At 60.1% G+C, this 24,743-nt stretch carries 22 protein-coding genes; 8 read left to right on the top strand and 14 right to left on the bottom strand.

Going from position 1 to position 24,743, the window contains the following annotated elements; translation table 11 throughout:
* Positions 1–4: 4 nt before the first annotated feature.
* Entirely contained in the window at positions 5–1,495 is a 1,491-nt protein-coding gene (locus UM93_RS01625) for a glycosyltransferase 87 family protein (protein ID WP_052663504.1), read from the top strand.
* Here UM93_RS01625 and UM93_RS01620 read toward each other — a convergent pair.
* The gene (locus tag UM93_RS01620) at positions 1,435–2,250 is read right to left on the bottom strand and encodes an ABC transporter permease (RefSeq protein ID WP_199921792.1); all 816 of its coding nucleotides are present in this window, start codon (positions 2,248–2,250) and stop codon (positions 1,435–1,437) included. The genes UM93_RS01625 and UM93_RS01620 overlap by 61 nt on opposite strands.
* A gap of 3 nt (positions 2,251–2,253) precedes the next feature.
* Positions 2,254–3,105 carry a molybdate ABC transporter substrate-binding protein gene (modA, locus tag UM93_RS01615; protein WP_052663502.1) on the bottom strand — a complete coding sequence of 284 codons (852 nt, stop codon included), beginning with the start codon at positions 3,103–3,105 and terminating at the stop codon, positions 2,254–2,256.
* A gap of 119 nt (positions 3,106–3,224) precedes the next feature.
* Here modA and moaA point away from each other — a divergent pair, with 119 nt between their 5' ends.
* The 4 genes from moaA (at position 3,225) to UM93_RS01595 (ending at position 8,051) form a co-directional block, all read left to right on the top strand.
* On the top strand, positions 3,225–4,292 hold the full coding sequence (gene moaA / locus UM93_RS01610; protein ID WP_045073262.1) for a GTP 3',8-cyclase MoaA: 1,068 nt from the start codon (positions 3,225–3,227) through the stop codon (positions 4,290–4,292).
* Between the two features lie 12 nt (positions 4,293–4,304).
* Positions 4,305–4,571: a MoaD/ThiS family protein gene (locus UM93_RS01605; RefSeq protein ID WP_045073260.1), complete on the top strand. Its 267-nt coding sequence runs from the start codon at positions 4,305–4,307 to the stop codon at positions 4,569–4,571.
* Between the two features lie 147 nt (positions 4,572–4,718).
* A complete protein-coding gene (locus tag UM93_RS01600; protein WP_082056967.1) occupies positions 4,719–5,357 on the top strand; it encodes a TIGR00645 family protein in 639 nt (212 codons plus the stop codon).
* A gap of 378 nt (positions 5,358–5,735) precedes the next feature.
* Positions 5,736–8,051 (top strand): fibronectin type III domain-containing protein, encoded by a 2,316-nt coding sequence (locus UM93_RS01595; RefSeq protein WP_234399357.1) that lies wholly within the window; start codon positions 5,736–5,738, stop codon positions 8,049–8,051.
* 92 nt (positions 8,052–8,143) lie between these two features.
* Here the strand turns inward: UM93_RS01595 and UM93_RS01590 are convergent, their stop codons facing one another.
* The 4 genes from UM93_RS01590 to UM93_RS01575 form a co-directional block, all read right to left on the bottom strand.
* Complete coding sequence (locus UM93_RS01590) at positions 8,144–9,454, bottom strand: M16 family metallopeptidase (RefSeq protein ID WP_045076689.1); 1,311 nt, start codon at positions 9,452–9,454, stop codon at positions 8,144–8,146.
* 96 nt (positions 9,455–9,550) lie between these two features.
* Positions 9,551–11,824, bottom strand: a complete 2,274-nt coding sequence (locus tag UM93_RS01585; RefSeq protein WP_045076688.1) for a polyribonucleotide nucleotidyltransferase — start codon at positions 11,822–11,824, stop codon at positions 9,551–9,553.
* A 226-nt stretch (positions 11,825–12,050) separates the two neighbouring features.
* Positions 12,051–12,320 carry a 30S ribosomal protein S15 gene (rpsO, locus tag UM93_RS01580; protein ID WP_045073257.1) on the bottom strand — a complete coding sequence of 90 codons (270 nt, stop codon included), beginning with the start codon at positions 12,318–12,320 and terminating at the stop codon, positions 12,051–12,053.
* Positions 12,321–12,694: 374 nt separating this feature from the next.
* A complete protein-coding gene (locus UM93_RS01575) occupies positions 12,695–13,648 on the bottom strand; it encodes a GlxA family transcriptional regulator (protein ID WP_045073255.1) in 954 nt (317 codons plus the stop codon).
* Between the two features lie 96 nt (positions 13,649–13,744).
* Between UM93_RS01575 and UM93_RS01570 the strand changes: the two genes are divergently transcribed.
* On the top strand, positions 13,745–14,698 hold the full coding sequence (locus UM93_RS01570; RefSeq protein ID WP_045073253.1) for an NADP-dependent oxidoreductase: 954 nt from the start codon (positions 13,745–13,747) through the stop codon (positions 14,696–14,698).
* Between the two features lie 127 nt (positions 14,699–14,825).
* Here the strand turns inward: UM93_RS01570 and UM93_RS01565 are convergent, their stop codons facing one another.
* Both UM93_RS01565 and UM93_RS01560 read right to left on the bottom strand, forming a co-directional pair.
* The gene (locus tag UM93_RS01565) at positions 14,826–15,791 is read right to left on the bottom strand and encodes a bifunctional riboflavin kinase/FAD synthetase (protein WP_045073251.1); all 966 of its coding nucleotides are present in this window, start codon (positions 15,789–15,791) and stop codon (positions 14,826–14,828) included.
* Positions 15,792–15,801: 10 nt separating this feature from the next.
* Positions 15,802–16,344, bottom strand: coding sequence for a DUF4345 domain-containing protein (locus UM93_RS01560; protein ID WP_045073250.1), 543 nt, complete (start codon positions 16,342–16,344; stop codon positions 15,802–15,804).
* Positions 16,345–16,528: 184 nt separating this feature from the next.
* Between UM93_RS01560 and UM93_RS01555 the strand changes: the two genes are divergently transcribed.
* Positions 16,529–17,518 carry a malate dehydrogenase gene (locus UM93_RS01555; RefSeq protein WP_045073248.1) on the top strand — a complete coding sequence of 330 codons (990 nt, stop codon included), beginning with the start codon at positions 16,529–16,531 and terminating at the stop codon, positions 17,516–17,518.
* Here UM93_RS01555 and UM93_RS01550 read toward each other — a convergent pair.
* The 4 genes from UM93_RS01550 to truB are packed head-to-tail and all read right to left on the bottom strand — an operon-like array spanning position 17,515 to position 19,952.
* Positions 17,515–18,150, bottom strand: coding sequence for a GNAT family N-acetyltransferase (locus UM93_RS01550; protein ID WP_045073246.1), 636 nt, complete (start codon positions 18,148–18,150; stop codon positions 17,515–17,517). The two genes, UM93_RS01555 and UM93_RS01550, sit on opposite strands and share 4 nt — an antisense overlap.
* Positions 18,147–18,614 (bottom strand): hypothetical protein, encoded by a 468-nt coding sequence (locus tag UM93_RS01545; protein WP_045073245.1) that lies wholly within the window; start codon positions 18,612–18,614, stop codon positions 18,147–18,149. Before UM93_RS01545 ends, UM93_RS01550 begins: the two co-directional genes overlap by 4 nt.
* Positions 18,615–18,645: 31 nt before the next feature.
* Positions 18,646–19,011 carry a hypothetical protein gene (locus UM93_RS01540; RefSeq protein ID WP_045073243.1) on the bottom strand — a complete coding sequence of 122 codons (366 nt, stop codon included), beginning with the start codon at positions 19,009–19,011 and terminating at the stop codon, positions 18,646–18,648.
* On the bottom strand, positions 19,008–19,952 hold the full coding sequence (gene truB, locus UM93_RS01535) for a tRNA pseudouridine(55) synthase TruB (protein WP_082056966.1): 945 nt from the start codon (positions 19,950–19,952) through the stop codon (positions 19,008–19,010). The genes UM93_RS01540 and truB overlap by 4 nt, the downstream gene beginning before the upstream one ends.
* A 23-nt stretch (positions 19,953–19,975) precedes the next feature.
* On the opposite strand from truB, the gene UM93_RS01530 reads away from it, so the two are divergent.
* Positions 19,976–21,130 carry a pyridoxal phosphate-dependent aminotransferase gene (locus UM93_RS01530; RefSeq protein WP_045073241.1) on the top strand — a complete coding sequence of 385 codons (1,155 nt, stop codon included), beginning with the start codon at positions 19,976–19,978 and terminating at the stop codon, positions 21,128–21,130.
* 116 nt (positions 21,131–21,246) lie between these two features.
* Here UM93_RS01530 and rbfA read toward each other — a convergent pair whose 3' ends face one another.
* Entirely contained in the window at positions 21,247–21,684 is a 438-nt protein-coding gene (rbfA, locus tag UM93_RS01525; RefSeq protein ID WP_045073239.1) for a 30S ribosome-binding factor RbfA, read from the bottom strand.
* 107 nt (positions 21,685–21,791) lie between these two features.
* Complete coding sequence (infB, locus tag UM93_RS01520; RefSeq protein ID WP_045073238.1) at positions 21,792–24,626, bottom strand: translation initiation factor IF-2; 2,835 nt, start codon at positions 24,624–24,626, stop codon at positions 21,792–21,794.
* Positions 24,627–24,743 lie beyond the last annotated feature (117 nt).

The following is a 24,743-nucleotide window of genomic DNA, read 5'->3' as shown; positions in this document are numbered from 1 at the left end:
GTTCATGCGAGAGGATCACAGGCCGCATTTGAATCCGCGGTGGAGTAGCTCGGCCAGTCGGCCAGCATTAGGGGCCTGGCTGCTCGCTCTGCTTTGCCTGCTCGCGGCGCTGACCTGGTTTTTAGTCGATCTGAGCAGGTTGTCTTGGCTGATCCCCGGCCTTAGCCGGACATCGCCTTCGGCCAGTATCGTGCTGCTCTGCGGCACCATCCTGTGCTGGCTGGTTTTCACCCTGGCGGTGCTGGTAGCACGAACTGTCTTGCGCTCGCTCAAGCCGCGAAAGGCAGCAGCTTGGGTACTAATCGGCTGCACATTGCTCGGTTCAGCCGCGGTCAGTGCCACCCCGGCCAGCAGTAATGATTCGGCGCGTTACGCCTGGGATGGCATCGTCCAGAAAAACGGCATTTCACCTTACCAATATCTGCCGGTCGATCCAGCTTTGGAACGGCTGCGGCCGTCCTGGCTGTTCCGGCCCGCTGAGGCAGGTGGTTGCCGCACCGATGACTTCCCTACCGGCGTGGAACGTTCGGGCGATATTTGCCTCGCTATCAATCGCCCTCAAGTCCCCACTATTTACCCAGCCACGGCGGAGATCTATTTCTTCCTGGTCCGTTTAGCTTGGCCTGACTCAGTAGGTTTTATTGGCTTCCAGCTCGCCGGTCTGCTGCTGAGTCTTGGTATCTCCGCGCTGCTCCTCCGGCTCTTCCCAGCTGCCGCCGACCGAGCCGCCTGGTGGGCTTGGAGTCCGCTACTGATCTTTGAGGGCATTAACAATGCGCATGTGGATCTGCTGGGCGCCGGCCTGACTCTGCTCGCGGTGGTGCTACTGGCGAAAGGCAAAGTGCTGGGATCAGCGGTAGCGTTTGGTGCCGCGGTGGCGGCCAAGCTGATCCCGGCGATCGCCGCCGTGGGCTTGCTCTACCGCAGGCCATGGCGTTTCATTCTGCTCTCGGTGGGGACCTTCGCGCTGCTCTACCTACCGTATTTGTTGCTCTCCGGTCCGGCCGTGCTGGGATTTCTACCGGGATACCTGAATGAAGAGGGATACGATGCTACCCACCCATCGCCCCGTTTTGCGCTGCTCAGTTGGGCCCTGCCAACGAACTGGGCGATTCCGATCGGCGCGCTCCTGCTGATAATGATTGCCTTGTTACTGTGGCGTCGAACGGACCCGACAAAACCGTGGGACGCCCAAGCCTTGTTGATCGCACTGGCTTTGCTCATTGCTAGCCCTAGCTACCCTTGGTACGGCCTGCTGTTGCTGCCCTTCGTGGTTTTGGGCGGCCGTTTTGAGTACCTTGCCGTGCCGGTTGCGCTCACCGTGGTGTATTTCGCCCGCTGGCCGGATGGTCTGCTGAGCAGCCGGATTGCCTTGCTCTTGGCAGCCTTGGCAATGGTCACCGGCTGGTTTTGGCGCCGTCGATCGCCCGCAACTCAGGCTGGCGGCAGTAGTCGGCCGGTGCCGAACCTGGCGAGCAGCAACACCACCAGGTAAATACCAATCAGCATCAACGAGATGCCCAAGGCCGCTTCTGGCTGATTCGAATTGAGGCTCAGTTCGATCTGTAGCGGCAGGGTTCTAGTACGGCCGGCGATCGAGCCGGCGAAGGTGATCGTGGCGCCGTATTCCCCCAGTGAGCGGGCAAAAGCCAGCAGAGAACCGACCAGCACCCCGGGCATCGCCAAGGGCAAGGTGATATGGCGCAGAATCTGACCGGCGCTCGCACCACTGGTGGCAGCGACCATTTCCATCTCGGGCTCCACGTTGCGCAGGCTGGTCATCGCGGAAATCACAAAGAACGGCAGTGAGACGAAGACTTGCACCAGGATCACCGCCCAAGGGCTAAAGCCCACATCAATGCCCGCCTGGTTGAGCAACGCGCCGAAGAGGCCATTGCGACCCCAGAAATAGAGCAGCGCTATGCCGGAGACCACCGGTGAAAGCACTAAGGGGATGAGGAGCAAACCACGTGCCAAGCCAATCCAGGGACCGGTTAACTTGCTCAGAATCACTGCAAGTGGCATGCCTAATAAGGCGCAGACGACGGTTGAGGCGAGGGCGGTGATGAGTGAAAGCCCCAGCGATTGCAGTGCCTCTGGGCTGCTCAGCAGGCCGGGCAACTCAGGCCAAGGGGCCCGGACCACTAAGGCAATCAGCGGACCGGCGCACAGGAAGAGCGCCAGTCCGGCTGGTAACCACAACCAGCCCGGCAAGGTGGAGCGAATGAAATGGCTCGTGCGACCCTGCAAAGCTTACTTCCCGCTGGACGGTGAGCTGCTGCTCGTGCTGCTCGTGGAGCTGACGGTCGAGGCTGAGGCGGGACCGAAGCCCGCTTGCGCCAAGATCTGCGCCGCTTCCGACCCGGCTAGCCAGTCCCGGAAAGCCTTAGCGGCAGCATTGTTCGCCCCGGCTACGGTGAGAGCCAGGGGATACTTATTCGGCTTGAGGTCGTTGAGTTCAACGCTGCTGACACCCTGGGAGGCGGCAGCCTTGGCATCGGTGCTATAGACGAATCCGGCGTCCACTTGCCCGGTTGAGACTTTGGTCAGCACCGCCTTCACATCGTTTTCCTGGCTCGGCTGTTTGAGGCTCAGCTTTGCGGCATCAAGAACACGTTGGGCCGCCCGTCCGCAGGGCACGCTCGGCGCGCAGACTGCGACTTTGCTGCTCGCTGCGGCGTCTTGCAGGGAGGAGATCTTGCCGGGGTTGCCGGGCGCTATCGCCAGTGTGATCTTATTGCTGGCAATGATCGTGGTGCCGCCGGAGAGGATCGGTTCGCTGGTCTTGGTGGCAATCGAAGCAATGGACGCCTCATCGGCGGTCACCAAAATATCGGCCTTGGCCCCTGAGCTGAGTTGCTGCACCAGCTGGGAGCTCGCCGCGTAACTCAGGGTGAAATTCGTCCCCGAGTTCTGCTGATGATAGGTATCGGTCAGGGTCTTCATCACCTCGGTCAGCGAGGCCGCCGCGAAGACGGTCACTTCACCGGATTTAGCGGAGTCAGCCGGACTAGGGCTACAGGCCGAAACCCCCCAGGCCAAGGCGCTAGCCGCTACCAAGAGCGAAACGACTTTTCCGGCTGAACGGAAACGATGAAAGGTCACTCCTTGAGCCTAAGTGTTTGGCCGAGGAATCGCACGGTTTGAGAGCTATCTCGCTCATTTGTCTCCAGCTTGTAAGCTTTCTGGCAGCCAAGCGGCGCTAAGTGGCGTAGCGTAGATACATGGTCACCGCTGCAACACCGATTCAACTGGGGATGCCCTCGGCTGCCTCCGGTTTGTTGGATCGTTTTGGCCGTCGCGCCACCGATCTACGAATCTCGCTGACTGATAAGTGCAATCTGCGATGCAGCTACTGCATGCCAGCCGAAGGACTCAGCTGGTTACAGCGCTCCCAGGTACTCACCGCCGCGGAGATTTTCCGGCTGGTGCGAATCGCGGTGGATTCCTTGGCGGTGCGGGAGCTCCGGCTCACCGGTGGCGAGCCACTTGTGCGGGCCGATCTGGTGGAAATTATCGCCGGCCTCCGCGCCGCGCATCCTGAGCTACCGATTTCAATGACCAGCAACGCCGTCGGGCTAGCAAAAAAAGCCGCTGCCCTGAAGCAAGCCGGGCTGAGCCGGATCAATATCTCTCTGGACTCTTTGCACCCGGAGACCTTCGCCCAGCTGACTCGTAGGCCGTTCTTGGATCAGGTTCTGGCAGGTATCGATGCAGCGCTGGCGGCTGGGCTCACCCCGCTAAAAGTCAATGCTGTGCTAATGCGCGGCATTAATGATGCCGAAGCAGCAGAGCTTCTGGCCTGGTGCCTGGAGCGCAGCATTGAATTGCGATTCATTGAGCAGATGCCGCTGGACGCCGACCATGGCTGGACTCGCGAGGGCATGATTACCGCCGCAGAAACCCGCGAGTTGCTTTCTTCTCGTTTTGTACTGGCACCCGATCCCCGACTGCGCGACGGTGCACCAGCCGAACGCTTCGAGGTCAGACTCCCCGACTCGGCCGAGCTACTGGGCACCGTTGGCATTATCGCCTCGGTCACTGAGCCCTTCTGCGCTGATTGCCGACGCACCCGAATCACCGCCGAAGGCAAGGTGATGAGTTGTCTGTTCTCCCGCGAGGAGGTCGATTTGCTCGCGCTGCTACGTTCCGACGCCGACGACGATGCCATTGCCGCTCGCTGGCAGCAGGCGATGTGGGCGAAGCCAAAAGCACACGGAATGGATCACGTTGGTCTGGATTCTGCTGACTACGTGCAGTCCGAGCGCAGTATGAGCGCCATCGGTGGTTAGTCGGGTGCTGCCGTGATCGTCAGATACTTTGCCGCTGCCCGCGCTTCGGTGGGAGTTGATCAGGAGAGTCTTGATCTGCCGAGTGGGACGACGTTCGCCCAGTTGCTGATCGAATTGGCGAGCAGGCATCCAGAGTCTGCTAGCGACAGTGCGCCACGGCTAGCAGAACTGCTCCCCCGCTGCTCCTTTTTAGGCAATGAGGTGGTGTTGCGGGAGCACAGCGTGCAGCTGTCCGGTGATGAGCTGATCGATGTACTGCCGCCCTTCGCCGGCGGCTGACGGTTCGCCCACAGCACAGTCGGCCCAATACTGGCGCAGTCTCCCCCAGCCTCAGTTAGAATGATTCTCACACTTTGACAGCTTGTTTAGCAGTTGTTTAACAGTTTGACCGAATACCCGCCGCAACGACGAGCATCCGGAGACACCATGCCACAACATCCCACCCCCATCGACGATAACTATCTGAATCGCGCCACACCGCGGGCACTGGGCGGATTCATCTTCTTCAGCCGCTGGCTGCAAGCGCCGCTGTACCTGGGGCTGATCGTCGCCCAAGGCGTGTACGTGGTCTTGTTCATGAAGGAACTGTGGCATATCGTCACGCATTTCGCCGAACTCGATGAAACCAAAATCATGCTGGCCGTCCTCGGCCTGGTCGATGTGGTGATGATTGCCAACTTATTGATCATGGTGATCATTGGCGGCTACGAGACTTTTGTCTCGCGGATCAATTTGAAGGGCCACCCGGATCAACCGGAATGGCTTTCCCACGTCAACGCTAATGTGTTGAAGACCAAATTGGCGATGTCGATCATCGGCATCTCCTCCATCCACCTGCTGAAGTCCTTTATCGGTGCAGCGGATCTCTACACAAATGAGAAGACCTCGGATCATGCCGGGAACATCCTGATGTGGCAGACCCTAATCCACTTGGCCTTTATCGTGTCCGCCTTGGCGCTCGCCTGGATCGACAAAATGGGGCAGAAAAAAGTGATCGAGCAGCAGCCGCAAACCACCATCGCCCAGCCCTCTGAACCCGCTCCGGCCGGCGGAGCCGGACACTGAGTTCGTCTAGACGAACTTCAGCTTTTGCCGCGCCATTCGGCCAGGATTCCGCACGTAACCTAGACAGCCTCAGCGGCTAGTCATTTTTCCTCACCCCGAGAATGAGATAACTTGATCACTTGATCAACTTTTTGTTTCGGCTCAACAAGGCTGCTCGCCTCGCCACCGCACCGAAACATTACTGAGGAACATTGGGGTTATATGTCTCGTTCGCACCGTTATGCACTTATCACTTCAGTGAGCTTACTTTTCGCTCTAATAGCTCCCCTAACCACCGCCGCAGCTGCAACTCCGCTGCAGTCAACATCGAACCATCTGACACCTACTAGCCCGGCTCCGCTTGCATTGCTCCCAGCCGCCAGCGGTGCCACCACCTCTGTGGCTGCTGTCCCGGGTAAAGGACAAGGCTCTAATCAATGGGGCTTTGCTGGCGATATCGAAACCTCACGGGGAGCTTCAGACAGCACCTTTAGCTATGGTGTCGCAATCAGTCCGACCGACGGTTCGCTGTGGGTCACCGACTCCGGAAAGGTGGGTTGGTCTTCCCTGCTCTGCCAATTAGCGGGGCTCGGTGCCCCACCCTGCCAGTTCGGCACCCCGAGCATCGCGCACTATCCGGCCAATGGCACGGTGTCTTCGGACTATCTTGGTGGCGGAAACTATCAGGCCACTGGCTACACCGCGAGTCCGGGTGTTAACGCGGGTCTTGGTGCCCGGTTCGCTCCGCTCGCTGAATCCGATCAGAAAACCTTCCCGGCGGCAGAAAAGGCGCAACATGGCCCCCGTGGCATCGTTGTCGACGGCACCGGCACCGCTTGGGTGGTCGATTCAGAGGCGAACTCTCCGGATAGCGGCCCTGCTCAGGCAATCAAGCGCTTCGCTCCCGACTTCAGCAGTCTTCCAGGCGCCGGTTTCACCGGCAGTTGGGCGCAAACCGCGACTCCCGGTTATCTCAATTATCGGGCCGGAATCTCGGTAGACTCTTCGGGCACGGTGTGGGTGGATAATCAGGTTAGAGATGCGCTTGATGGCTTCAATCCCGACGGTTCGGTCAGCACCCGGGTCAAGCTCGATGTACCAGCTGGAACGTACAGTGCGACCGACCCGGGCTATCGGAATCCCTATGGTGTCGCCATCGATCAGACCGACGATAGTTACTATCTTCCACTGATCAATTTCCGCGATGACCCCGGCTTACGGAACACCCCGTTCATTGAGAAGCGCGATAAGAGCGGAAAAATCATCGCCACTTTTGGTCAAAATCAACTCACCAAGGGACAGGTTGTTTTCGGCAGCTATGTGGATCAGGTGACTCGGCATGTCTACGCCTGGAGTGGTGCCGACACCAGTTCAAGCGCACTTTTTGAATACACCAAAGACGGCGAATTCATCCGTTCGTATACCTCGAGCCAGTTCCCTGGGCTAACTAACATTCGGGGTGTGGCCACCGATAGCAGAGGCTACCTCTATGTCACCGTCGGTCAGGGCAGTGCCTCCACTCGAGTGATGGTGCTGGCGCAAACCCCTTCGCCAGTGAATTCGGTCTGTGCGGCGCGATCAGTCGATAAGAGCAGCGTCTCGCTGAGTTGGAACTGTGATGGCCCGAGCGTAGAAGGTGCCCAATACAGCAAGGCCCCGGTGCTCGATTACGTCATTGAGAGCCGTGAAATCGGAGGTACTAGCTGGAGTGTCATCCCGCACCCGCCATCCACCGCACAAAATCGAGTGATTAGCGGCCTCGACCCGACCAAGGAATATGAATTTAGGGTCTCGGCCTGGAACGAGGCTGGAAACGGCGATTGGGCATCGGCGCAGGCAGTGCTTGCGAAGAGTAATGACGATCTGCTGCAGACCAGTTACCACACTTCCGGCAGCGTTGACGTGCTGGCAAACGATTCCTTCGATGCGAACCTACCCGCTGTAACTACCTCATTGCTCGACGCTCAGGGCAGCGCAGTCTCAGAGCTCACGGTGGCTGGCGAGGGAAAGTACACCCTCGCTGGGAGTGTTGTGACATTCAGCCCTGAAGCGGGTTTCCACGGCCAAGCGAGCCCGCTGAAATACCGGGTAAGTTACGCCGATAACTGCTTCTCCGAGGCGCTTATTAGGGTTCAGGTGGGCGATCCGGCAATGCTCACTCTGGTCAAGAAAGTCGACGGTGACAGTGGCGCGGCCGAGCCAAGCGCCTGGAGCCTCAGTGCAACCGCCCAAGACGGTTCGGTGGTATCAGGCATCAGTGGCAGCTCGGAAGTTACCCGACTGCCGCTGACGCCAGGTCGCTACGCGCTGGCTGAGACAGGTCCAACTCGGGGCTATCAGACAGCTGGTTTCATCTGTGTTACGGGTGATGGTGACCCCGCAGCGGCCGACAGTGCGGTAACCTTATTAGCCGGTCAGGACACCGTCTGTACGGTGACGAATAGCTATACCGCGGCGACCGTGACGCCCAGTCCTACTGCCAGCCCAAGCACTTCAACCTCGACTCCTAGCCCGAGCACGCCGACCTCAACAGCTAGTTCGTCTCAGCCGGCGGTGCCCGCACAGACTTCCAGCCAGCACCCCTCGGCGGCCGAATCGGATCCTGAGATGCCCGAAACGGGTTTCACTGCGGGCTGGTTAGAGTTGGGGCTGATCGCGGTGATGATTGGAAGTATCGTACTGTTCTCGCTCAAGAGGAGAACTCGACAGCACTAAGGCGGATCCCTTCGACCTTAGATGCTATGAGGGCGTCGTTTAGATTTCATTGCGAAATCTAAACGACGCCCTCATTTTGATCAAGGTTTTCCTTAGCGACCGAAGGTCTCGTCTTCGTCGAAGGGTCCGACCACCGTGATGGTGCGCGGTGCAGCTGCAAGTTCCTTTGCTAGTTCGTGAACTTGCTCGGCGGTGACCGTATGAATATGAGCCAAGGTCTGGTCAATATCAAGGAATTCACCGGAGACCAGTTCGGCCCGGCCCAGCCTAGACATTCGCGAGCCGGTATCTTCCAGCGCAAGTACGATCCCACCGGAAAGCTGCCCGATGGCCTTGTTTAGTTCCTCGACCGAGACGCCGTCGGCCGCCAGCTTGTCCAGCTCCGCGGCCAAGAGCTCTAGAACCTGGGGCACCTTCTGCGGCGAACAACCGGCGTACATACCGAAATAACCGGCATCAGCATAGGCGGAGGAGAAAGAGTAGGTTGAGTAAACCAGGCCACGTTTCTCCCGGATTTCCTGGAACAATCGAGACGACATGCCGCCACCCAGAATCGCGTTCAGCACGCTCATCACGAAGCGCCGCTCGTCGGTCGCCACTAGCGATGGGCAGCCCATAATAATGTTCGCCTGTTCGACCTGACGTCGAATCACCTGCAAACCAGGGCTACCGTTAATGGCGGCAAAATCGGTATTCCGGCGCTGCACCGGTACCGCTTCGGGATCCAAATCCCAGCCCGCACCCTCCAGCGCACTGAGCACCTGAGCACAGACCTGATCGTGGTCAAGTCCGCCGGCGGCGGTAATCACCAGTTCATCCGGTCGGTAGTAACGCCGATAGTGTTGCCAAACAGATTCTCGAGAGACGCCTCGAATTGCCTCCGGAGTACCACCGATCGGACGTCCCAAGGGGTGCGAGCCGAGCACCGCAGCCACGAACTTCTCATGGGCCACGTCGGTCGGGTCATCGCTGTCCATCGCGATTTCTTCCAGGATGACCTCGCGCTCGGCCTCCAGTTCTTCGGGGTCGAGCACCGCCGAAGTCACCATATCGGCGATCACGTCAATCGCCATCGCTAGGTCGCTGTCCAGTACCCGGGCGTAGTAGCAGGTGCTTTCTTTAGCGGTAGCGGCATTTGACTCACCACCGACCTCGTCAAAAGCCGAGGCGATGTCTAAGGCACTACGAGCGGTGGTCCCCTTGAACAGCAAATGCTCAAGGAAATGCGTTGAGCCGTGTTGGTTCTCGGCTTCATCCCGAGAACCAACACCAACCCAAAAACCAATGGTGGCGCTACGCTGGCCGGGCATTGACTCGGTCAGTACCCGGACACCGCCGGGTAGTACCGAACGGCGCACCAGGGCTCCGCCCGGTTCGCCCGAGACAATCTGCCCCGACCCCAGGTAGCCACCATTCTGTTGCCCTTCGGCGGGCTGAGCGGTCACCGATTGACCGCTCAGCGCCAGTGCCGAAAGCAACGGTAGTTGTTCAGTCAAGGTTTAGTTGGCCTGAACGTCGGCAGCCTCTGCCTCGGCCGCAGCGGCCTCGGCAACGGCTTCTGTAGCTTCGCCCTCAGCTTCCGCGATTACCGGCGAGAGCGAGAGCTTTCCACGGTCGTCGATCTTGGTGATTTCCACCTGGATCTTCTGACCGACGGAGACCACGTCGTCGACGTTGTCAACCCGCTTGCCATCGTTGATCTTGCGCAATTCGGTGACGTGCAACAGGCCGTCCTTGCCCGGGGTCAGCGAGACGAAAGCACCAAAGGTGGTGGTCTTGACAACCGTGCCCAGGTAGCGTTCACCAATCTCGGGAACCTGCGGGTTGGCGATCGCGTTGATCGCGGAACGAGCAGCGTCAGCTGAGGGGCCGTCGGTGGCCCCGATGTACACCGTGCCGTCATCCTCGATGGAGATATCCGCGCCGGTGTCTTCCTGGATCTGGTTGATCATCTTGCCCTTGGGCCCGATGACCTCGCCGATCTTGTCAACCGGGATCTTGACCGCGATAACGCGGGGCGCAAACTCAGAGAGCTCATCCGGTACGTCGATCGCAGCGTTGAGCACGCCGAGAATGTGCAAGCGGGCTTCGCGAGCCTGCTTGAGCGCGGCAGCCAAGACGGAGGCCGGGATGCCATCGAGCTTGGTGTCGAGCTGAATAGCGGTAACGAACTCGGAGGTGCCAGCCACCTTGAAGTCCATATCGCCGAAAGCATCTTCAGCGCCCAGGATGTCGGTCAGCGCGGCGTAACGGGTTTGGCCATCAACCTCGTCGGACACCAGGCCCATCGCGATACCAGCAACCGGAGCCTTCAGCGGCACACCGGCGTTGAGCAGCGACAGCGTCGAAGCGCAGACCGAGCCCATTGAGGTCGAACCGTTGGAGCCGAGCGCCTCGGAGACCTGACGGATCGCGTAGGGGAACTCTTCACGCGAGGGCAGCACCGGCACCAGGGCACGCTCAGCGAGAGCACCGTGGCCGATTTCACGGCGCTTGGGCGAGCCAACCCGGCCGGTTTCACCGGTCGAGTAGGGCGGGAAGTTGTAGTTGTGCATGTACCGCTTCGTCTTCTCCGGGGAGAGCGAGTCGATCTGCTGTTCCATCTTGAGCATGTTCAGCGTGGTAACGCCCATGATCTGGGTTTCACCCCGCTCGAAGATTGCCGAACCGTGCACTCGAGGCAGCACCTCGACCTCGGCGGTGAGCTGGCGAATATCGGTCAGGCCACGGCCGTCGATGCGAACCTGGTCCTTCAGGATGCGCTGGCGCACCACCTTCTTGGTGACCGAGCGGAAGGCTGCGGAAAGCTCCTTCTCACGGCCTTCGAATTGCTCGGCCAGCTGCCCAACGACTTCGTCCTTGAGTGCGTCAGAGGCGTTGTCCCGCTCCTGCTTATCGGCGATCTGGAAGACCTCGGCGAGTTTGCTCGCGGCAGCGGTCTCAACGGCGTCGTAAGCATCCTGCTCGTAATCCAGGAAGATCGGGAATTCGACGATCGGCTTGGCGGCGCGAGCGGCCAAATCAGCCTGCGCTTCGCAAAGCACCTTGATGAACGGCTTAGCCGCTTCCAGGCCCTCGGCAACGATCTCTTCGGTCGGCGCGGTGGCACCGTTTTCCTTGATCAGTTTCCAGGAGTTATCGGTCGCCTCTGCCTCGACCATCATAATCGCGACATCGTCGCCAGCAACTCGACCGGCAACCACCATATCGAAGACGGCGTTCTCCAGTTCGGAGTGCCGTGGGAAGGCAACCCACTGGCTGCCACCATTCTGATCTGCGATCAGAGCGACGCGGACGCCGCCAATCGGGCCGGAGAACGGCAGACCGGAAAGCTGAGTGGACATCGAGGAAGCGTTGATAGCGACCACGTCATACAGCTCATCGGGGTTGATCGCGAGCACGGTGACCACGATCTGAACTTCGTTGCGCAGGCCCTTCACGAAGGCGGGGCGCAACGGGCGGTCCATCAGACGACAAGCCAGGATGGCCTCGGTTGAGGGACGGCCTTCGCGACGGAAGAACGAACCGGGGATCCGGCCAGCGGCGTACATCCGCTCTTCCACGTCGACGGTGAGCGGGAAGAAGTCGAAGCCTTCACGCGGCTGCTTGCCCGCGGTGGTGGCGGAGAGCAGCGCAGTGTCGTCGTCGATGTAAACCATCGCGGCGCCGGCGGCCTGCTGAGCCAAACGACCGGTTTCAAAGCGGATAGTGCGTTTGCCAAAGCGACCGTTATCGATCACGGCTTCGGCGAATTGGATTTCGGGACCCTCCAAGAGAGTCACCTCCGTTTCTGTGTTTCGCCTCCGGTCATCTTTCACCCAGCCCATCTCCCGACGGGCCACACCCGGCCTTCGATCGAGACCCACGGAACTCTTTTCAGAATCGTCCGGAGGTCACTACCGAGGACCGCGAATGCGCAGTGATTGATGACTTTCAGCTGGTTTCAGTTGAAAGTTTTGAGGCCGCATTCCCGAAGCGGGAGTGCGGCCTCAAACAGTTTTATCGACGCAGGCCGAGGCGCTCAATGAGCGAACGGTAGCGTGCAATGTCGGTGTCATGCAGGTAAGCCAGCAGACGCTTCCGACGGCCCACCAAGGCCATCAGGCCACGACGGGTGTGGTGGTCATGCTTGTGTACCTTCAGGTGCTCGGTCAAATCGGAGATGCGCTTGGAGAGCATCGCGATCTGGACCTCCGGCGAACCGGTGTCACCCTCGGCGGTGGCGTATTCCTTGATGATGTCTTGCTTTACAGCGGCGTCTAATGCCACAGGTAACTCCTTGAGTTGTGCCGTGAGTCCCGTAAAACCCTACGTCTTCGGGTGCGTACCGTTGCGGCTCCGTCAACATCGCTGACCAGGCCCTAACGGCACGAAATCCAGCCGCCACGGACTGCAGCCAGATTTACCCCACCAGTTTACTCTGCGCGGGCAACTTCTGTCGAAACCAGGCCACGGCAACCCCACGTTCCCCAGCGCCGAGTTCGCGTCCTAGTCTCGAATTCGCTTCCAAAAACAGGCGAATTCGAGACTAGGAGGCGAACTGGTATGAAATGGGTGGCCGGCGTTGGCCGGGCGGGTGGCCGGCGTTGGCCGGGCGGGTGGCCGGCGTTGGCCGGGCGGCCTGCCTTGCCCCGACGACGGGACTAGCGTTGGAAGGTTTGCCGATAGTGAGACGGTGGCACCCCGAGCGCGGCTTTGAAGTGCTTTCGGAGCGAAGAAGAACTGCCCAGCCCGGCGCGATCGGCGATGCTATCGATCCCCAGCTGACTGGTTTCCAGCAGTTCTCTGGCCAGATTAAGCCGTTGCTGCAGAAGCCAAGCCCCCACGCTAAGCCCGGTCTCCGCCCTGAACCGACGACTAAAAGTCCGACGACTCAGCCTCGCGTGCGCCGCGAGGCTAGCCAATGCCAGGGGCGTGGAGAGCTCCTGCAAGGCCCACTCTCGCGTCGCCGCCGTCGAGCTTCCCTGTAACTGCGGAATCGGGCGCTCGATGAACTGCGACTGGCCGCCCTCGCGCCAGGGCGGAATCACGCACGCACGGGAGACTTGGTTAGCTACTTGGCTGCCATGGTCCTTCCGGATCACATGCAGACAGAGGTCAATACCAGCGGCCGCCCCAGCGGAGGTCATCACCTCACCGTCATCGACGTACAAAACATCGGGAAGCACCTTCAGGTCCGGGAAGTTTCGCTGCAACTTCTCGGTGTCTCGCCAGTGGGTGGTGGCCTTGCGGTCCTTCAATAGTCCGGCCGCAGCTAGGAAAAATGCCCCGGTGCAAATGCCTAGCAGCCTAGTTCCCGGACGGATTTGGCTTAAAGCTGCCAAAACCTCGGGGGCCAGTTCGGTACTTGTCGCCCAAACCGCCCCGCCGTGGGCCGGCGGCATCACCACTGTGTCGGCGGTTGCGAGCAACCGAGCATCATGATCCACCGCGACTTTGAAATCGGCATCGGTAGACACTGGCTCACCATCGGGCGAGCAAGTTTGTACTTGATACAGCGGCTCGCCGTCCTGCTGCGCCGCGCCAAAGAGCCTAGCGGCCATCCCCAGCTCAAAGGACATCACGCCGGGCAAAGCAAGAACAACCACTCGATGCATGGCCCAATCTTCTCATAGAGTGTCATTCAGGCCACTATCTTTAGGCGTCAGCACTGTCGAGACTGAAAAATGTTCAAGAACAGCAGAAGGAGCACGATGACAGAGAGCAGCATGCTGGCAATAGTTCAGCACCGCGCCGGCGATGCCGAGACCTTGGAACAACAGCGGGTGCCAAGGCCAAAACCGTCGGGAGGCGAAATTTTGGTTCGAGTGTGCGCGACGGCGTTAAATCCGGTGGATTGGAAAAGCCGGGAAAGAGGTTTCCTTCCGGACGGCAGCGCTCCCCCGTTTACCCTGGGTTGGGATGTCTCGGGAGTGGTTGAGGAGGTGGCGGACGGCGTTACGCTTTTCGCACCCGGGGACGAAGTTTTCGGAATGCCCAGCTTCCCGCACGCGGGCAGCGCCCACGCTGAGTACCTAGTCGCTCCGGCGCGCCACTTCGCCAGCAAACCGACTGCTCTCAGCCATCAGCAGGCAGCCGCGCTGCCGCTTGCCGTGCTCACCGCCTGGCAAGCCTTGGTCGAGACCGCCGGGATCCAAACCGGGCAACGAGTATTGATCCCGGCGGCAGCGGGCGGCGTCGGCCATCTGGCAGTGCAAATCGCTAAGGCTCATGGCGCTTATGTGATCGGTACGGCGAGCACGGCGAAGCACCCATTACTCCGCGAACTCGGCGTCGACGAAGCAATCGACTACCGGCAGGTTGATGCTACCCAGACAGTGCGCGAGGTCGATATCGTGTTGGATACCTTGGGCGGCAATAACGGTCTGGCTAGCCTCGACACCCTCAAACCCGGAGGCATTTTGGTCAGCCTATTGCCGCTCGAACCGGAGACTCAGGAGCTCGCTGCACAACGCGGAATCAGGGCAATTCGCCTTATGGTCACACCGGATCGCGACGGCCTGCGGGAAGTTGCGGCATTGGTAGAAGCCGAAAAGCTAAAGCCAGTGATCGACAGCGTTTTTCCGCTCTCCGAGATCAAGCGGGCGTACCAACGCGGGGAGACTAACCGCGCCAGCGGCAAGATCGTCGTCGTTCCCGGCAGCTAGGTACTGACGCGGCTCCTACGCCGAGTTCGTGGTTTAGTCTCGGATTCGTCAGTAATTACTAGCGAATCCGAGACTAAACCACGAACTCACGGGGAGGCGTGTGGGTGTGGCCGACGACGGGCGGCGGTCAGGATTGAGTTGCTGTGGGCTCTTGGCCTAGCAGTTGCCGCGCTTGTTCGACGTCTCGGCACATCTGGTCGATCAGGGCTTCCGGGCCGGTGTAGGCGACCATGCCACGCAGCCTCTCGACGAACTCCACGGTGACGAACTGACCGTAGAGGTTGAAGTCCTCGACGGCTTCGGCCGGCCGGTCCAGCACATGGGCTTCCACTTGGCGACTGACGCCCTCGAAGGTCGGGTTGCTACCCACCGAAATGGCGGCCGGCCAGCGCACCTCACTCTGGTCAATCAGCCATCCCGCGTAGACCCCGTCGGCCGGGATGAAGCCGGAAGCATCGGCGGCTAGGTTGGCGGTCGGAAAACCAAGCTCACGCCCGCGAGCAGCGCCGTGCACCACCTCGCCACGCATTTGATGAGGTCGGCCTAGCACGGTGGCCGCGGTGGCGACGTCACCCACTTGTAAAGCCTCCCGCACCCAGGTCGAGGAACAGCGACGATCAGCACCAAACTCTTCAATCACCCGCACCCGGAAACCGTGTTTTTCGCCGAGTTCTTGCATGGTTGCCAGGTCACCGGAATTGTCCCGGCCAAAGCGCACATCGTGGCCAATCACCACCTCGGCGGCATGTAAGGTCCGCACGAAGGTGTTGAGCACGAATTCCTCCGGGCTCTGCGCCGCGAAGTCCAGGTTATAGGCCAGCACCAGCACTGCATCAATGCCGCTCTCGGCCATCATGTCTAGCCGGTCTGACAGACTCATGATCTGGGCGGGCGCGCTATCCGGGCGATGCACCTGAGCCGGGGGTGGATCAAAGGTAATCGCCACCGCCTGGGCTTGCCGCTCGCCAGCTGCTGCGACCAACTGGCGAAGAACTTCCTGATGCCCCCGATGTACGCCGTCGAAATTGCCGAGCGTCACCACTGAAGGGCCGAAGTCCACCGGGACCTCGGCCAAGCCGTTGAAATATTGCACGTATCTCAGATTACTGCTTCGGGACGGTGTTCATTCCACGGTAACTCGCCCGCAGCTTCTGAGTGCGGTTGATCCAGAGGTACCAGACCGCAATCACCGGCGGGATCACCAGCTCGAGGATCATTAAAAGGATCATCAAGAAATTCGGCAAACCGCTGACCGCCCAGGAAAATACTCGGGCTAAGCCACCGAGGAAGATCGTGGCACAAACGAAAATCAGCACATTCGCCCAATTGAACTTAACCGCGATGGCCACGAACGCAGCACCAACACCGACCAGGATGGCAGCGAAGAAGCGGTAGTTGCTCTCCAGGGTCGCGTTGTTTTCGCTAATCGCGTCGGGCAGCCCTTTCACGCCGACGAATAGGTCAAAGAGCCCGAAGCCAGCAATCACCACGCCCAAGGCCGCTACCACAAGCCGGAAGACCTTCCAATCGGCGAGGTCTTCAGCCGCTTGAGTCTTGACCGGATCCGCTGCCGCCTCCGCCGCTTCGGTAGAAGACTCGGTGGGAAGGTCTTCCGGAACATCCTCTGGCACTAGGGGTTCACTCATCTCATAATTCCTTCCGCGATTGGCATGCTCCTGTTATGTTCTCACGTCTCGCACAGGAAGCAACGGCACGACGGCGATAACCCTCAGTTTCCGAGCGAGCACCACCATCCACAGCAGTTTTGGTGTCCGGTCGCGCTGCGCCTACGCTGGCGTTAAGACGAGAACACCGAGTAAGGGAGCCGTTATGAACACCCCTGTCAAAGTCGCCGTCACCGGGGCAGCCGGTCAGATTGGTTATAGTCTGCTTTTCAGAATTGCCAGCGGCCAGCTCTTCGGCCCACAAACGCCGATACAACTCAGGTTATTAGAAATCACTCCCGCTCTCGCAGCCCTAGAGGGCGTCGTGATGGAGCTTCAGGACGGTGCCTACCCCTTGCTAGATTCGATTGAGATCGGTGATCAAGCCGAGCGGGTGTTCGACGGTGTCAACGCTGCGCTGCTGGTCGGGGCCCGGCCGCGCGGACCGGGGATGGAGCGTCGGGACTTGCTAGAGGCTAACGGGGCCATCTTCTCCGTGCAGGGCAAAGCCCTGAACGCTGTCGCGGCCGATGACGTGAAGATCGTAGTCACCGGCAATCCAGCCAATACCAATGCGCTGATTGCGCTCAGCAATGCCCCCGATATCCCGGCGGAACGGTTCACTGCGTTGACCAGGCTTGATCACAACCGGGCCATCGCCCAACTGGCGGCTAAACTCGATGCCCCGGTGCGAGAAATTAGCCGAATGACCATTTGGGGGAATCACTCAGCCAGTCAATACCCGGATATTTTCCACGCTCGGGTTGGTCTGGAAAATGCTGCAGAACTGGTTGACGATCTGACCTGGTTAGAGACCGATTTCATCCCCACCGTGGCCAACCGTGGCGCAGCTATCATTGCCGCCCGGGGTTCCTCCAGCGCCGCCTCAGCGGCCAGCGCGACGATCGACCACCTGCACGACTGGGCGCTGGGCAGCGCGGCGGATGATTGGGTTTCCATGGCTGTGCCCAGCGACGGCAGTTACGGCGTACCGCAAGGACTGGTGAGTTCCTTCCCTTGCATCTGCCGGGCCGGCGAGTATGAAATTGTGCAGGGCTTAGAAATCAACGATTTCTCTCGCTCTCGTATCGAGGCCTCGGTGGCCGAACTCGCCGAAGAGCAGCGCGCTGTGCGAGCCCTGGGATTCCTCGGCTAACCCACTGGCTTTTCGGGGCCAGCCCAGGCAGCTTGCGGCTCACGCGGTTCATCACTCGCTAGCGAGAGCAGCCACTGATCGATCGACTCGCCTCGGTTATCTGCAAAGGCGCGCAACTCTGCCTCGAACCTGAACCCGGCCTTCCATGCCAGCTTGTGGCTTGCCCAATTAGGTACTTCGGCACGCCAATAGAGATGCCTAAGGTCCAGCCCGTTGAAGGCGTAGTCGACGATCAACTGAACCGCGCGCAACGCAACACCGCTGCCTTGGCTTTGGTCACCGATATTGATGCCAATCTCCGCAGTACTGCCGCGAAAAAGATGCAGATCTATGCTGCCAAGGAAGACGTTTTCATCCTCCCTAACCACCGCAAAGCTGTGCCTTTCGCCTTTCTGCCACCCAGGAGCCGCTACTTCCTGAACAAAATACTGGGCATCCTCCAAAGAGTAAGGGCTCGGCAACGCTGGCAACCAACGCTGAGCAGCTGCTTGCTGACAAATCTCGGCGATCTTCTCAGCGTCTGCCAGTTCGATACCACGCAAACCCACTACACCGTCGCTCAGCCGCGGAATTACAGGATCCAGTTGCAACTCAGCTTGCGGACTACTCAGCTCTGTTTCTTGCTCGCTCATTGTTGTTCCCCTTTATTTTCAGCTGCTGACTGCTGCGATGCAGCGACCACGGCCGAGGGACGTTTCCGGTACAACCAGATCAAACCGAGAATGGGCAGCAGCAACGGCACAAAACCGTAGCCTCGACCGAAGCCGCTCCAGACCGTGTCGTGCGGGAAGGCATTAGCGTCCAGCAAACTCAATGCGCCAATCACCAGCACGCCGAGGAGTTCGATCACCACCGCAATGACCGAAGCCCAGTACCAGCGACGGACACGTTTAGCTAAGGAAATGGTGGCCGCGATATACACCAACGCGGCGAAAGCGGAGAGCAGGTAAGCGGTGGGGGCTTCGGAGAACTTGGTGGCAATCTGGTAACCCGCACGCGCCGTCGCTGCTAAAGCAAACACTCCGTACACCGCAATCAATAAACGTCCGGGTCCCGTTGCCCTGCTAGTCTTTTCCGCTGTCACTGCCTCGCCCATCCATCACTGTGTTGCCCTACCTGCTAAGACCCTACCCGCCAAACCAAATCTGATTCATTCGATACATCATCACTATCACTACCAGCCCCACCGCGCCGAGCACGAAATTGCTCCACCGGCTGCGTTCGATCAGGGACCACCAGACCCCGCCGATTGGCACCACTACGGCGGTAATCAGGTAGCCCCAGAACTCCCAGGACTCGCCCTGTACTGCCTCGCCACCGCTCTGCCGTACGATGCTAGCGACGAGGAAGACCAGCAAAAAGACTTCGACGGCGGCCACCGAAAGGATGGTGATGTCGTTTGGGCCTTTCTTGAGAACTCCAGCACCAAAGCAGACCACCGCAGACGCCAGGCCAACAACCAGCGAAGTAATGAACCAGCCGTCGAGAATCACTTTTTCTCCTTCGCCTCGGCGGCACTGGGCTGTTGCTCTCCGGCGGCAGCAAAAACCAAAATCGCTTTAGCGTGCTTGCCAGCAGCCCCGGGGTCTTCCAAAAGGGCCACCAGAGTGCCGTCCGGGCCGAAGGCGGCCACCGGTTGCTCGGCGCTATGCGCCTGACCGGTAGCGGCAATCCTACGGCCAAAAGAAAGCTCAGTGGTCTCCTCCTCGCTGAGCTCACGCACTGGCATTAGAGCTCTGGCAGCAACCGAAATGTCAAGCACCTGAAGCTGCCCCGCTGCCTCCTCCAAGGTCTGGGCTTGATCAATCCGGTAGGGTCCAACCGCGGTGCGACGTAGTTCGGTCAAATGCCCGCCAACGCCGAGTTTTTCTCCTAGGTCCCGGGCGAGCGCCCGGATGTAGGTGCCTGAAGAACATTCGACTGTGGCATCCAGTTCAATGATCTGCGCTCCGGAGATCTCCCGTCGTTGCCAGGAGTGCACTTCGAAACGTTCAATGGTCACGGGGCGAGCAGCGAGCTTAACCTCTTCCCCCGCTCGGACCCTGGCATAAGAACGTTCGCCATTCACCTTGATCGCACTCACGCTGCTCGGCACTTGCTGAATTTCTCCGGTTAGCTCGGCGACCCCGGCGAACAGTTGTTCCTCGGTCACCTCGGAAGTGCTGTTTGTGGTGGTCAGTTCACCCTCAGCATCGTCGGTGATTGTCGACTGCCCCAAGCGAATTGTGGTGGTGTAGGTTTTTGAGGTGCCGACAATGTAGGTGAGTAGTCTGGTGGCCCGGTTAATGCCGAGCACCAAAACCCCGGTTGCCATCGGGTCCAGGGTGCCGGCGTGGCCAACTTTGCGGGTACCGGCCAGGCGGCGCATTTTGGCCACCACGTCGTGGCTGGTCCAGCCTTGGGGTTTGTCCACGATCACGAGTCCTGAAAGCACGCCTTTCAGTATATGTTGGCTCTATGGCTTTAGACGCAGTACCGCCCCTGGCTCAACACGTTCTGAACCTACCGAGCAATCAAATCAGGGAAATTACCGAAGCTGCCTGGACTCGCCCAGATTCTCTCGTGCTCAGCATTGGTGAGCCAGGGTTTGAGGTTCCGCAACACGTCCGTCAGGCCGCCATTGACTCGCTGCTGCGAGATGAAACTAATTACACCCCAAACGGCGGCATCTGGCCGCTGCGCGAAGCCTTTGCCGAGCGGCTAGCCAAGCAGCAGGGCGTTCAAGTGGATCCGCGGCGGATCTTCGTCACCGCGGGCGCTCAGCAAGGTCTGCACCTCGCGCTGAGCCTTCTGCTCTCCCCCGGTGATGAAATTCTGATTCCGAACCCCGGCTACCCGACGTTCGCAATGACCAGTAGGCTGCTCCATGCGGTACCGATCGGCTATCCGCTTCGGGACGAACACGCTTTCCAGCCTCAGGTTGCCGATATCGAAGCGCTGATCACGCCAAGGACCAAAGTTCTGCTGCTCAACTCGCCGTCAAACCCTCTTGGGGCAGTGCTGAGCGCCGAGTTGACCGAGGAGTTGGTGGCGCTGGCCCGCAAACACAACCTCTGGGTAGTTTCGGACGAATGCTATGAGGCTTTTACCTTTGATCTGCCGCACGTCAGTCCGGTGCAGTTCGATACCGACGGTCGGGTCTTGCTGTGCTGGACGGCATCGAAGACTTATGGTTTGACCGGGATCCGAATCGGGGCGCTGCTCACCCCGCCGGGTATGCAGGTCGCGGTCTCCAACGCGGTGGAGTCGAGCTTCTCCTGTGTCAGCACTCCGGCGCAGTATGCTGCACTGGCGGCGCTCACCGGCCCTCAAGACTACGTGGCGCAGGCCAAGGCACACTACCGGAACAACCGAGACGTGGCGGAGGCTCAACTACGGGCCCAAGGCTTGCATTTTTTGAACGCCAAGGGAGCGTTTTATCTCTGGGTCGATGTTTCTCACCTCAGCAATGGCGACGTACGTTCCTGGGTCCACGGGTTCTTGGCCAGCGACGGCGTCGCCTTGGCGCCCGGCACGGCCTTCGGCTCGCAAGGCGAGGGCTGGGCGCGGATTGCACTGTGCGGGGATACTTCAGATTTGCTAGCCGGGATTTCTCGGATTCCCGGGCCATAAGGAGCATCCGTCATGGCAGCACTACTTTCCAGCGTGAAAACGGTGCAGAAATACCTCGGCACCACTTTCACACTGGAAAGTGGTGCCGAGGTATTTGAGCTCAGAGACTTGAGGGCTTAGGCCTCTTCCTCGTCTTCTTCGTGCTTTTTATAAGGATCCGCCTCACCGGCAAACGTTGCCTGCGAAGCCTGTGCCGCCAGTTCGGCGTCGCGCACCTTGGCTTCGCGGATTAGCTCTTCAAGGTGAGTTGCCGTCTCCGGAATCTCATCGGCGATGAACTCGAGCGTCGGGGTGAGCCGAATGGTCAAATTCTTACCCACCTCACGGCGCAAGATCCCGCGGGATTTCTCCAACGAAGCGGTAGCTTCCGCTTTCGCTTCTTCGTCGCCAAAGATCGTGTAGTACAGCGTTGCGTGCTGTAGGTCGTTAGTGACTCGCGCCTCGGTCAACGTGATGTTTTCCACGCCTGGTTCCTTGACCTGCTTACGCAGTGCCTCGGCGACGATCACCTTAATGCGTTGGGCCAAACGGGCAGCCCGTGCCGGATCAACCATGCTTCCTCCTCAATACTTCAGCGTCAATACTTCGACTGAGTGTGCAGTTCTACACCCTAAGACCAGGTCAAAAGGTGTAGAACTGCACACTCGGCGAACTTCTGTGCTTAGACTCGCGGCTTTTCGCGCATCTCGAAGGTCTCGATGATGTCCTCGGGCTGCAGATCGTTGAAGGAGCCTAGGCCGATACCACACTCGAAGCCGTCACGGACTTCGGTGGCATCGTCCTTGAAGCGCTTCAGCGAGTCAACCGTGAGGTTGTCTCCGATCACATTGCCGCCACGGAGTACCCGGGCCTTGGCATTGCGTCGGATCAGGCCGCTACGCACAATCGAGCCAGCGATATTGCCGAACTTCGAGGAACGGAAGATCTCGCGGATTTCCGCGGTACCCAACTGAACCTCTTCGTATTCCGGCTTGAGCATGCCCTTGAGAGCCAGCTCGATGTCGTCGATCGCCGCATAGATGACCGAGTAGAAACGCATATCGACGCCTTCGCGGTCGGCCAATTCGGCCACTCGCTCGGCAGGCTTGACGTTGAAGCCAATGATGATCGCGTTGTCCACGGTCGCCAGGTTGACGTCGTTCTGGGTGATCGCACCAACACCGCGGTGGATAACCCGCAGCTGCACACCTTCGCCGACGTCGATCTTGAGCAAGGAATCTTCCAGCGCTTCAACAGCACCGGAGACGTCGCCCTTGAGGATCAGGTTGAGGGTATCAACCTTGCCATCGGCAACTGCCTGATCGAAGTCTTCCAGGCTGATCCGCTTGCGACGCTTGGCCAGCGCAGCATTACGGTCGGCTGCTTCGCGCTTCTCGGCAATCTGACGGGCGGTACGCTCGTCACTGGTGACGAAGAAGGTATCGCCTGCGCTTGGCACTGAGGACAGGCCAAGGACCTGAACTGGCCGCGAAGGACCAGCTTCCTCGACTGCCACGCCGTCTTCGTCGAACATCGCCCGAACACGGCCATGTGCGGTACCGGCCACGATGGTGTCACTGACCCGCAAAGTACCCGACTGGACCAGCACGGTAGCAACCGAGCCACGGCCCTTGTCCAGGTTCGCTTCAATGGCGATACCACGAGCGTCCTTATTCGGGTTGGCGCGCAGATCCAGAGCAGCATCGGCGGTCAGCATCACGGCTTCGAGCAGCGCATCGATGTTCAGGTTTTGGCGAGCCGAAACATCGACGAACATGGTGTCGCCACCGTACTCTTCGGGAACCAGACCGTATTCGGTGAGCTGTCCACGGATCTTCTCCGGGTTAGCGCCCTCTTTATCGATCTTGTTCACGGCGACCACGATCGGCACCTCGGCAGCCTGGGCGTGGTTAAGTGCTTCAACCGTCTGAGGCATCACACCGTCGTCAGCCGCAACCACCAAGATGGCGATATCGGTGACCTTGGCACCACGGGCACGCATTGCGGTGAACGCCTCGTGACCCGGGGTGTCGATGAAGGTGATCTTGCGAACTTCACCTTCGTGTTCGTGGTGCACCTGGTAAGCACCGATGTGCTGGGTAATGCCACCGTGCTCATCGGCCATCACATCGGAGTTACGGATAGCGTCAAGCAAGCGGGTCTTACCATGGTCAACGTGACCCATCACGGTGACTACCGGAGGACGCACTTCAAGGTCGTCGTCGCCTTCAGCCTCAAGTTCAGCTTCAAAGTCAATATCGAAGCTGGAGAGCAATTCGCGCTCTTCGTCTTCGGGTGAAACCACCTGCAGCTTGTAACCGAGCTCTTCACCCAACAAAGCGAAGGTGTCCTCATCCAAGGACTGGGTGGCGGTAGCCATCTCGCCCAGGTGGAAGAGCACGGTGACCAATGCTGCGGGGTTCGCCTCAATCTTGTCGGCAAAATCGGTGATCGAAGAGCCACGACGCAGCCGCACCACAGTGTTGCCGTCGCCCCTGGGTACGCTCACGCCGCCCAGTGACGGAGCACTCATCTGCTCGAGTTCTTGCCGCTTCGCCCGCTTCGACTTGCGCTGTTTACCGCGACCTGCGCCACCCTTGCCGAAGGCTCCCTGGGTACCGCCGCGACCGCGACCGCCCTTGCCGAAGCCACCGCCAGCGGGAGCACCGCCACCGGAACCAGCACCTGCGCCACCTGGAGCGCCGCCTGGACGAGCTCCGCCGCCGCGGCCTGGGCCACCGGCACCGCGGGCACCCGGAGCCGGACGCTCGGTGCGGTTAGGCATCATGCCCGGCGTCGGACGGTTGCCGCCACCGGGGCGAGGGCCACCAGAACCGCCAGGGCGCGGACCGGCCGAGGCACCCGGACGGGGACCGCCAGAGCCTGCAGCAGGACGCGGACCACCGGAACGCTCACCGTCGGGGCGAGCACCAGCGCGCGGCATACCTTGCGAGGAAGCGAAGGGGTTATTGCCCGGACGCGGGCCACCCGAACCACCGGGACGCGGTGCGCGCTCGGCGGGACGCGGTGCCGGAGCACCTGGACGCGGACCGGCGCTCGGTGTGGCCGAGCGCTCGCCTTCGGTGGGGGCACCCGCACGCGGCATGCCCTGGGAGGTGGCGAAGGGGTTATTGCCCGGGCGTGGCCCGGAACCGGGTGTGGCACCGTTCTGCTGAGCAGTCGGAGCCGCTGGGCGTTGAGCTGCCGGTGCTGCCGGACGTTGCGCGGCCGGCGTCGGGGCAGCTGGCGCCTTTGCTTCGGTAGCGGCGGGTTCTACAACCGGCTCGGCAGCCTTCGCAGGCGCCTTAGGGGCCGGCTTCGCGGGTGCCTTAGGCGCCTCTTGCTGAGCAGCCGGAGCCGCATTGGGGAATGCTTCGCGAAGCTTTTTGACTACCGGCGCTTCAATAGTTGAGGAAGCTGAGCGAACAAACTCGCCCAACTCTTGCAGTTTGGCAACTGCGTCTTTGGAACTAATTCCGAGCTCTTTGGCGAGCTCATGTACACGGGCCTTGGCCACGCTTTACTCCTGTCTCGGTTCGCACCGAGTCAGGCACGAACCATCTAATTCTTCAGTTGGGTTTCCACCGGGGAATGGCCAACATTTGAGCGCAGTGAAATTCTCATTGCTTAGCTC

This window comes from Psychromicrobium lacuslunae, assembly GCF_000950575.1.
GTDB lineage: Bacteria > Actinomycetota > Actinomycetes > Actinomycetales > Micrococcaceae > Renibacterium > Renibacterium lacuslunae.
This window is presented reverse-complemented; position numbering and strand designations above follow the sequence as displayed.

Coding starts and splice junctions, on each gene's coding strand:
- UM93_RS01625 (WP_052663504.1), top strand. CDS start 5: ATGCGAGAGGATCACAGGCCGCATTTGAATCCGCGGTGGAGTAGCTCG.
- moaA (WP_045073262.1), top strand. CDS start 3,225: ATGGTCACCGCTGCAACACCGATTCAACTGGGGATGCCCTCGGCTGCC.
- UM93_RS01600 (WP_082056967.1), top strand. CDS start 4,719: ATGCCACAACATCCCACCCCCATCGACGATAACTATCTGAATCGCGCC.
- UM93_RS01575 (WP_045073255.1), bottom strand. CDS start 13,648: ATGCATCGAGTGGTTGTTCTTGCTTTGCCCGGCGTGATGTCCTTTGAG.
- UM93_RS01570 (WP_045073253.1), top strand. CDS start 13,745: ATGACAGAGAGCAGCATGCTGGCAATAGTTCAGCACCGCGCCGGCGAT.
- UM93_RS01560 (WP_045073250.1), bottom strand. CDS start 16,344: ATGAGTGAACCCCTAGTGCCAGAGGATGTTCCGGAAGACCTTCCCACC.
- UM93_RS01555 (WP_045073248.1), top strand. CDS start 16,529: ATGAACACCCCTGTCAAAGTCGCCGTCACCGGGGCAGCCGGTCAGATT.
- UM93_RS01550 (WP_045073246.1), bottom strand. CDS start 18,150: ATGAGCGAGCAAGAAACAGAGCTGAGTAGTCCGCAAGCTGAGTTGCAA.
- UM93_RS01545 (WP_045073245.1), bottom strand. CDS start 18,614: ATGGGCGAGGCAGTGACAGCGGAAAAGACTAGCAGGGCAACGGGACCC.
- UM93_RS01530 (WP_045073241.1), top strand. CDS start 19,976: ATGGCTTTAGACGCAGTACCGCCCCTGGCTCAACACGTTCTGAACCTA.
- rbfA (WP_045073239.1), bottom strand. CDS start 21,684: ATGGTTGATCCGGCACGGGCTGCCCGTTTGGCCCAACGCATTAAGGTG.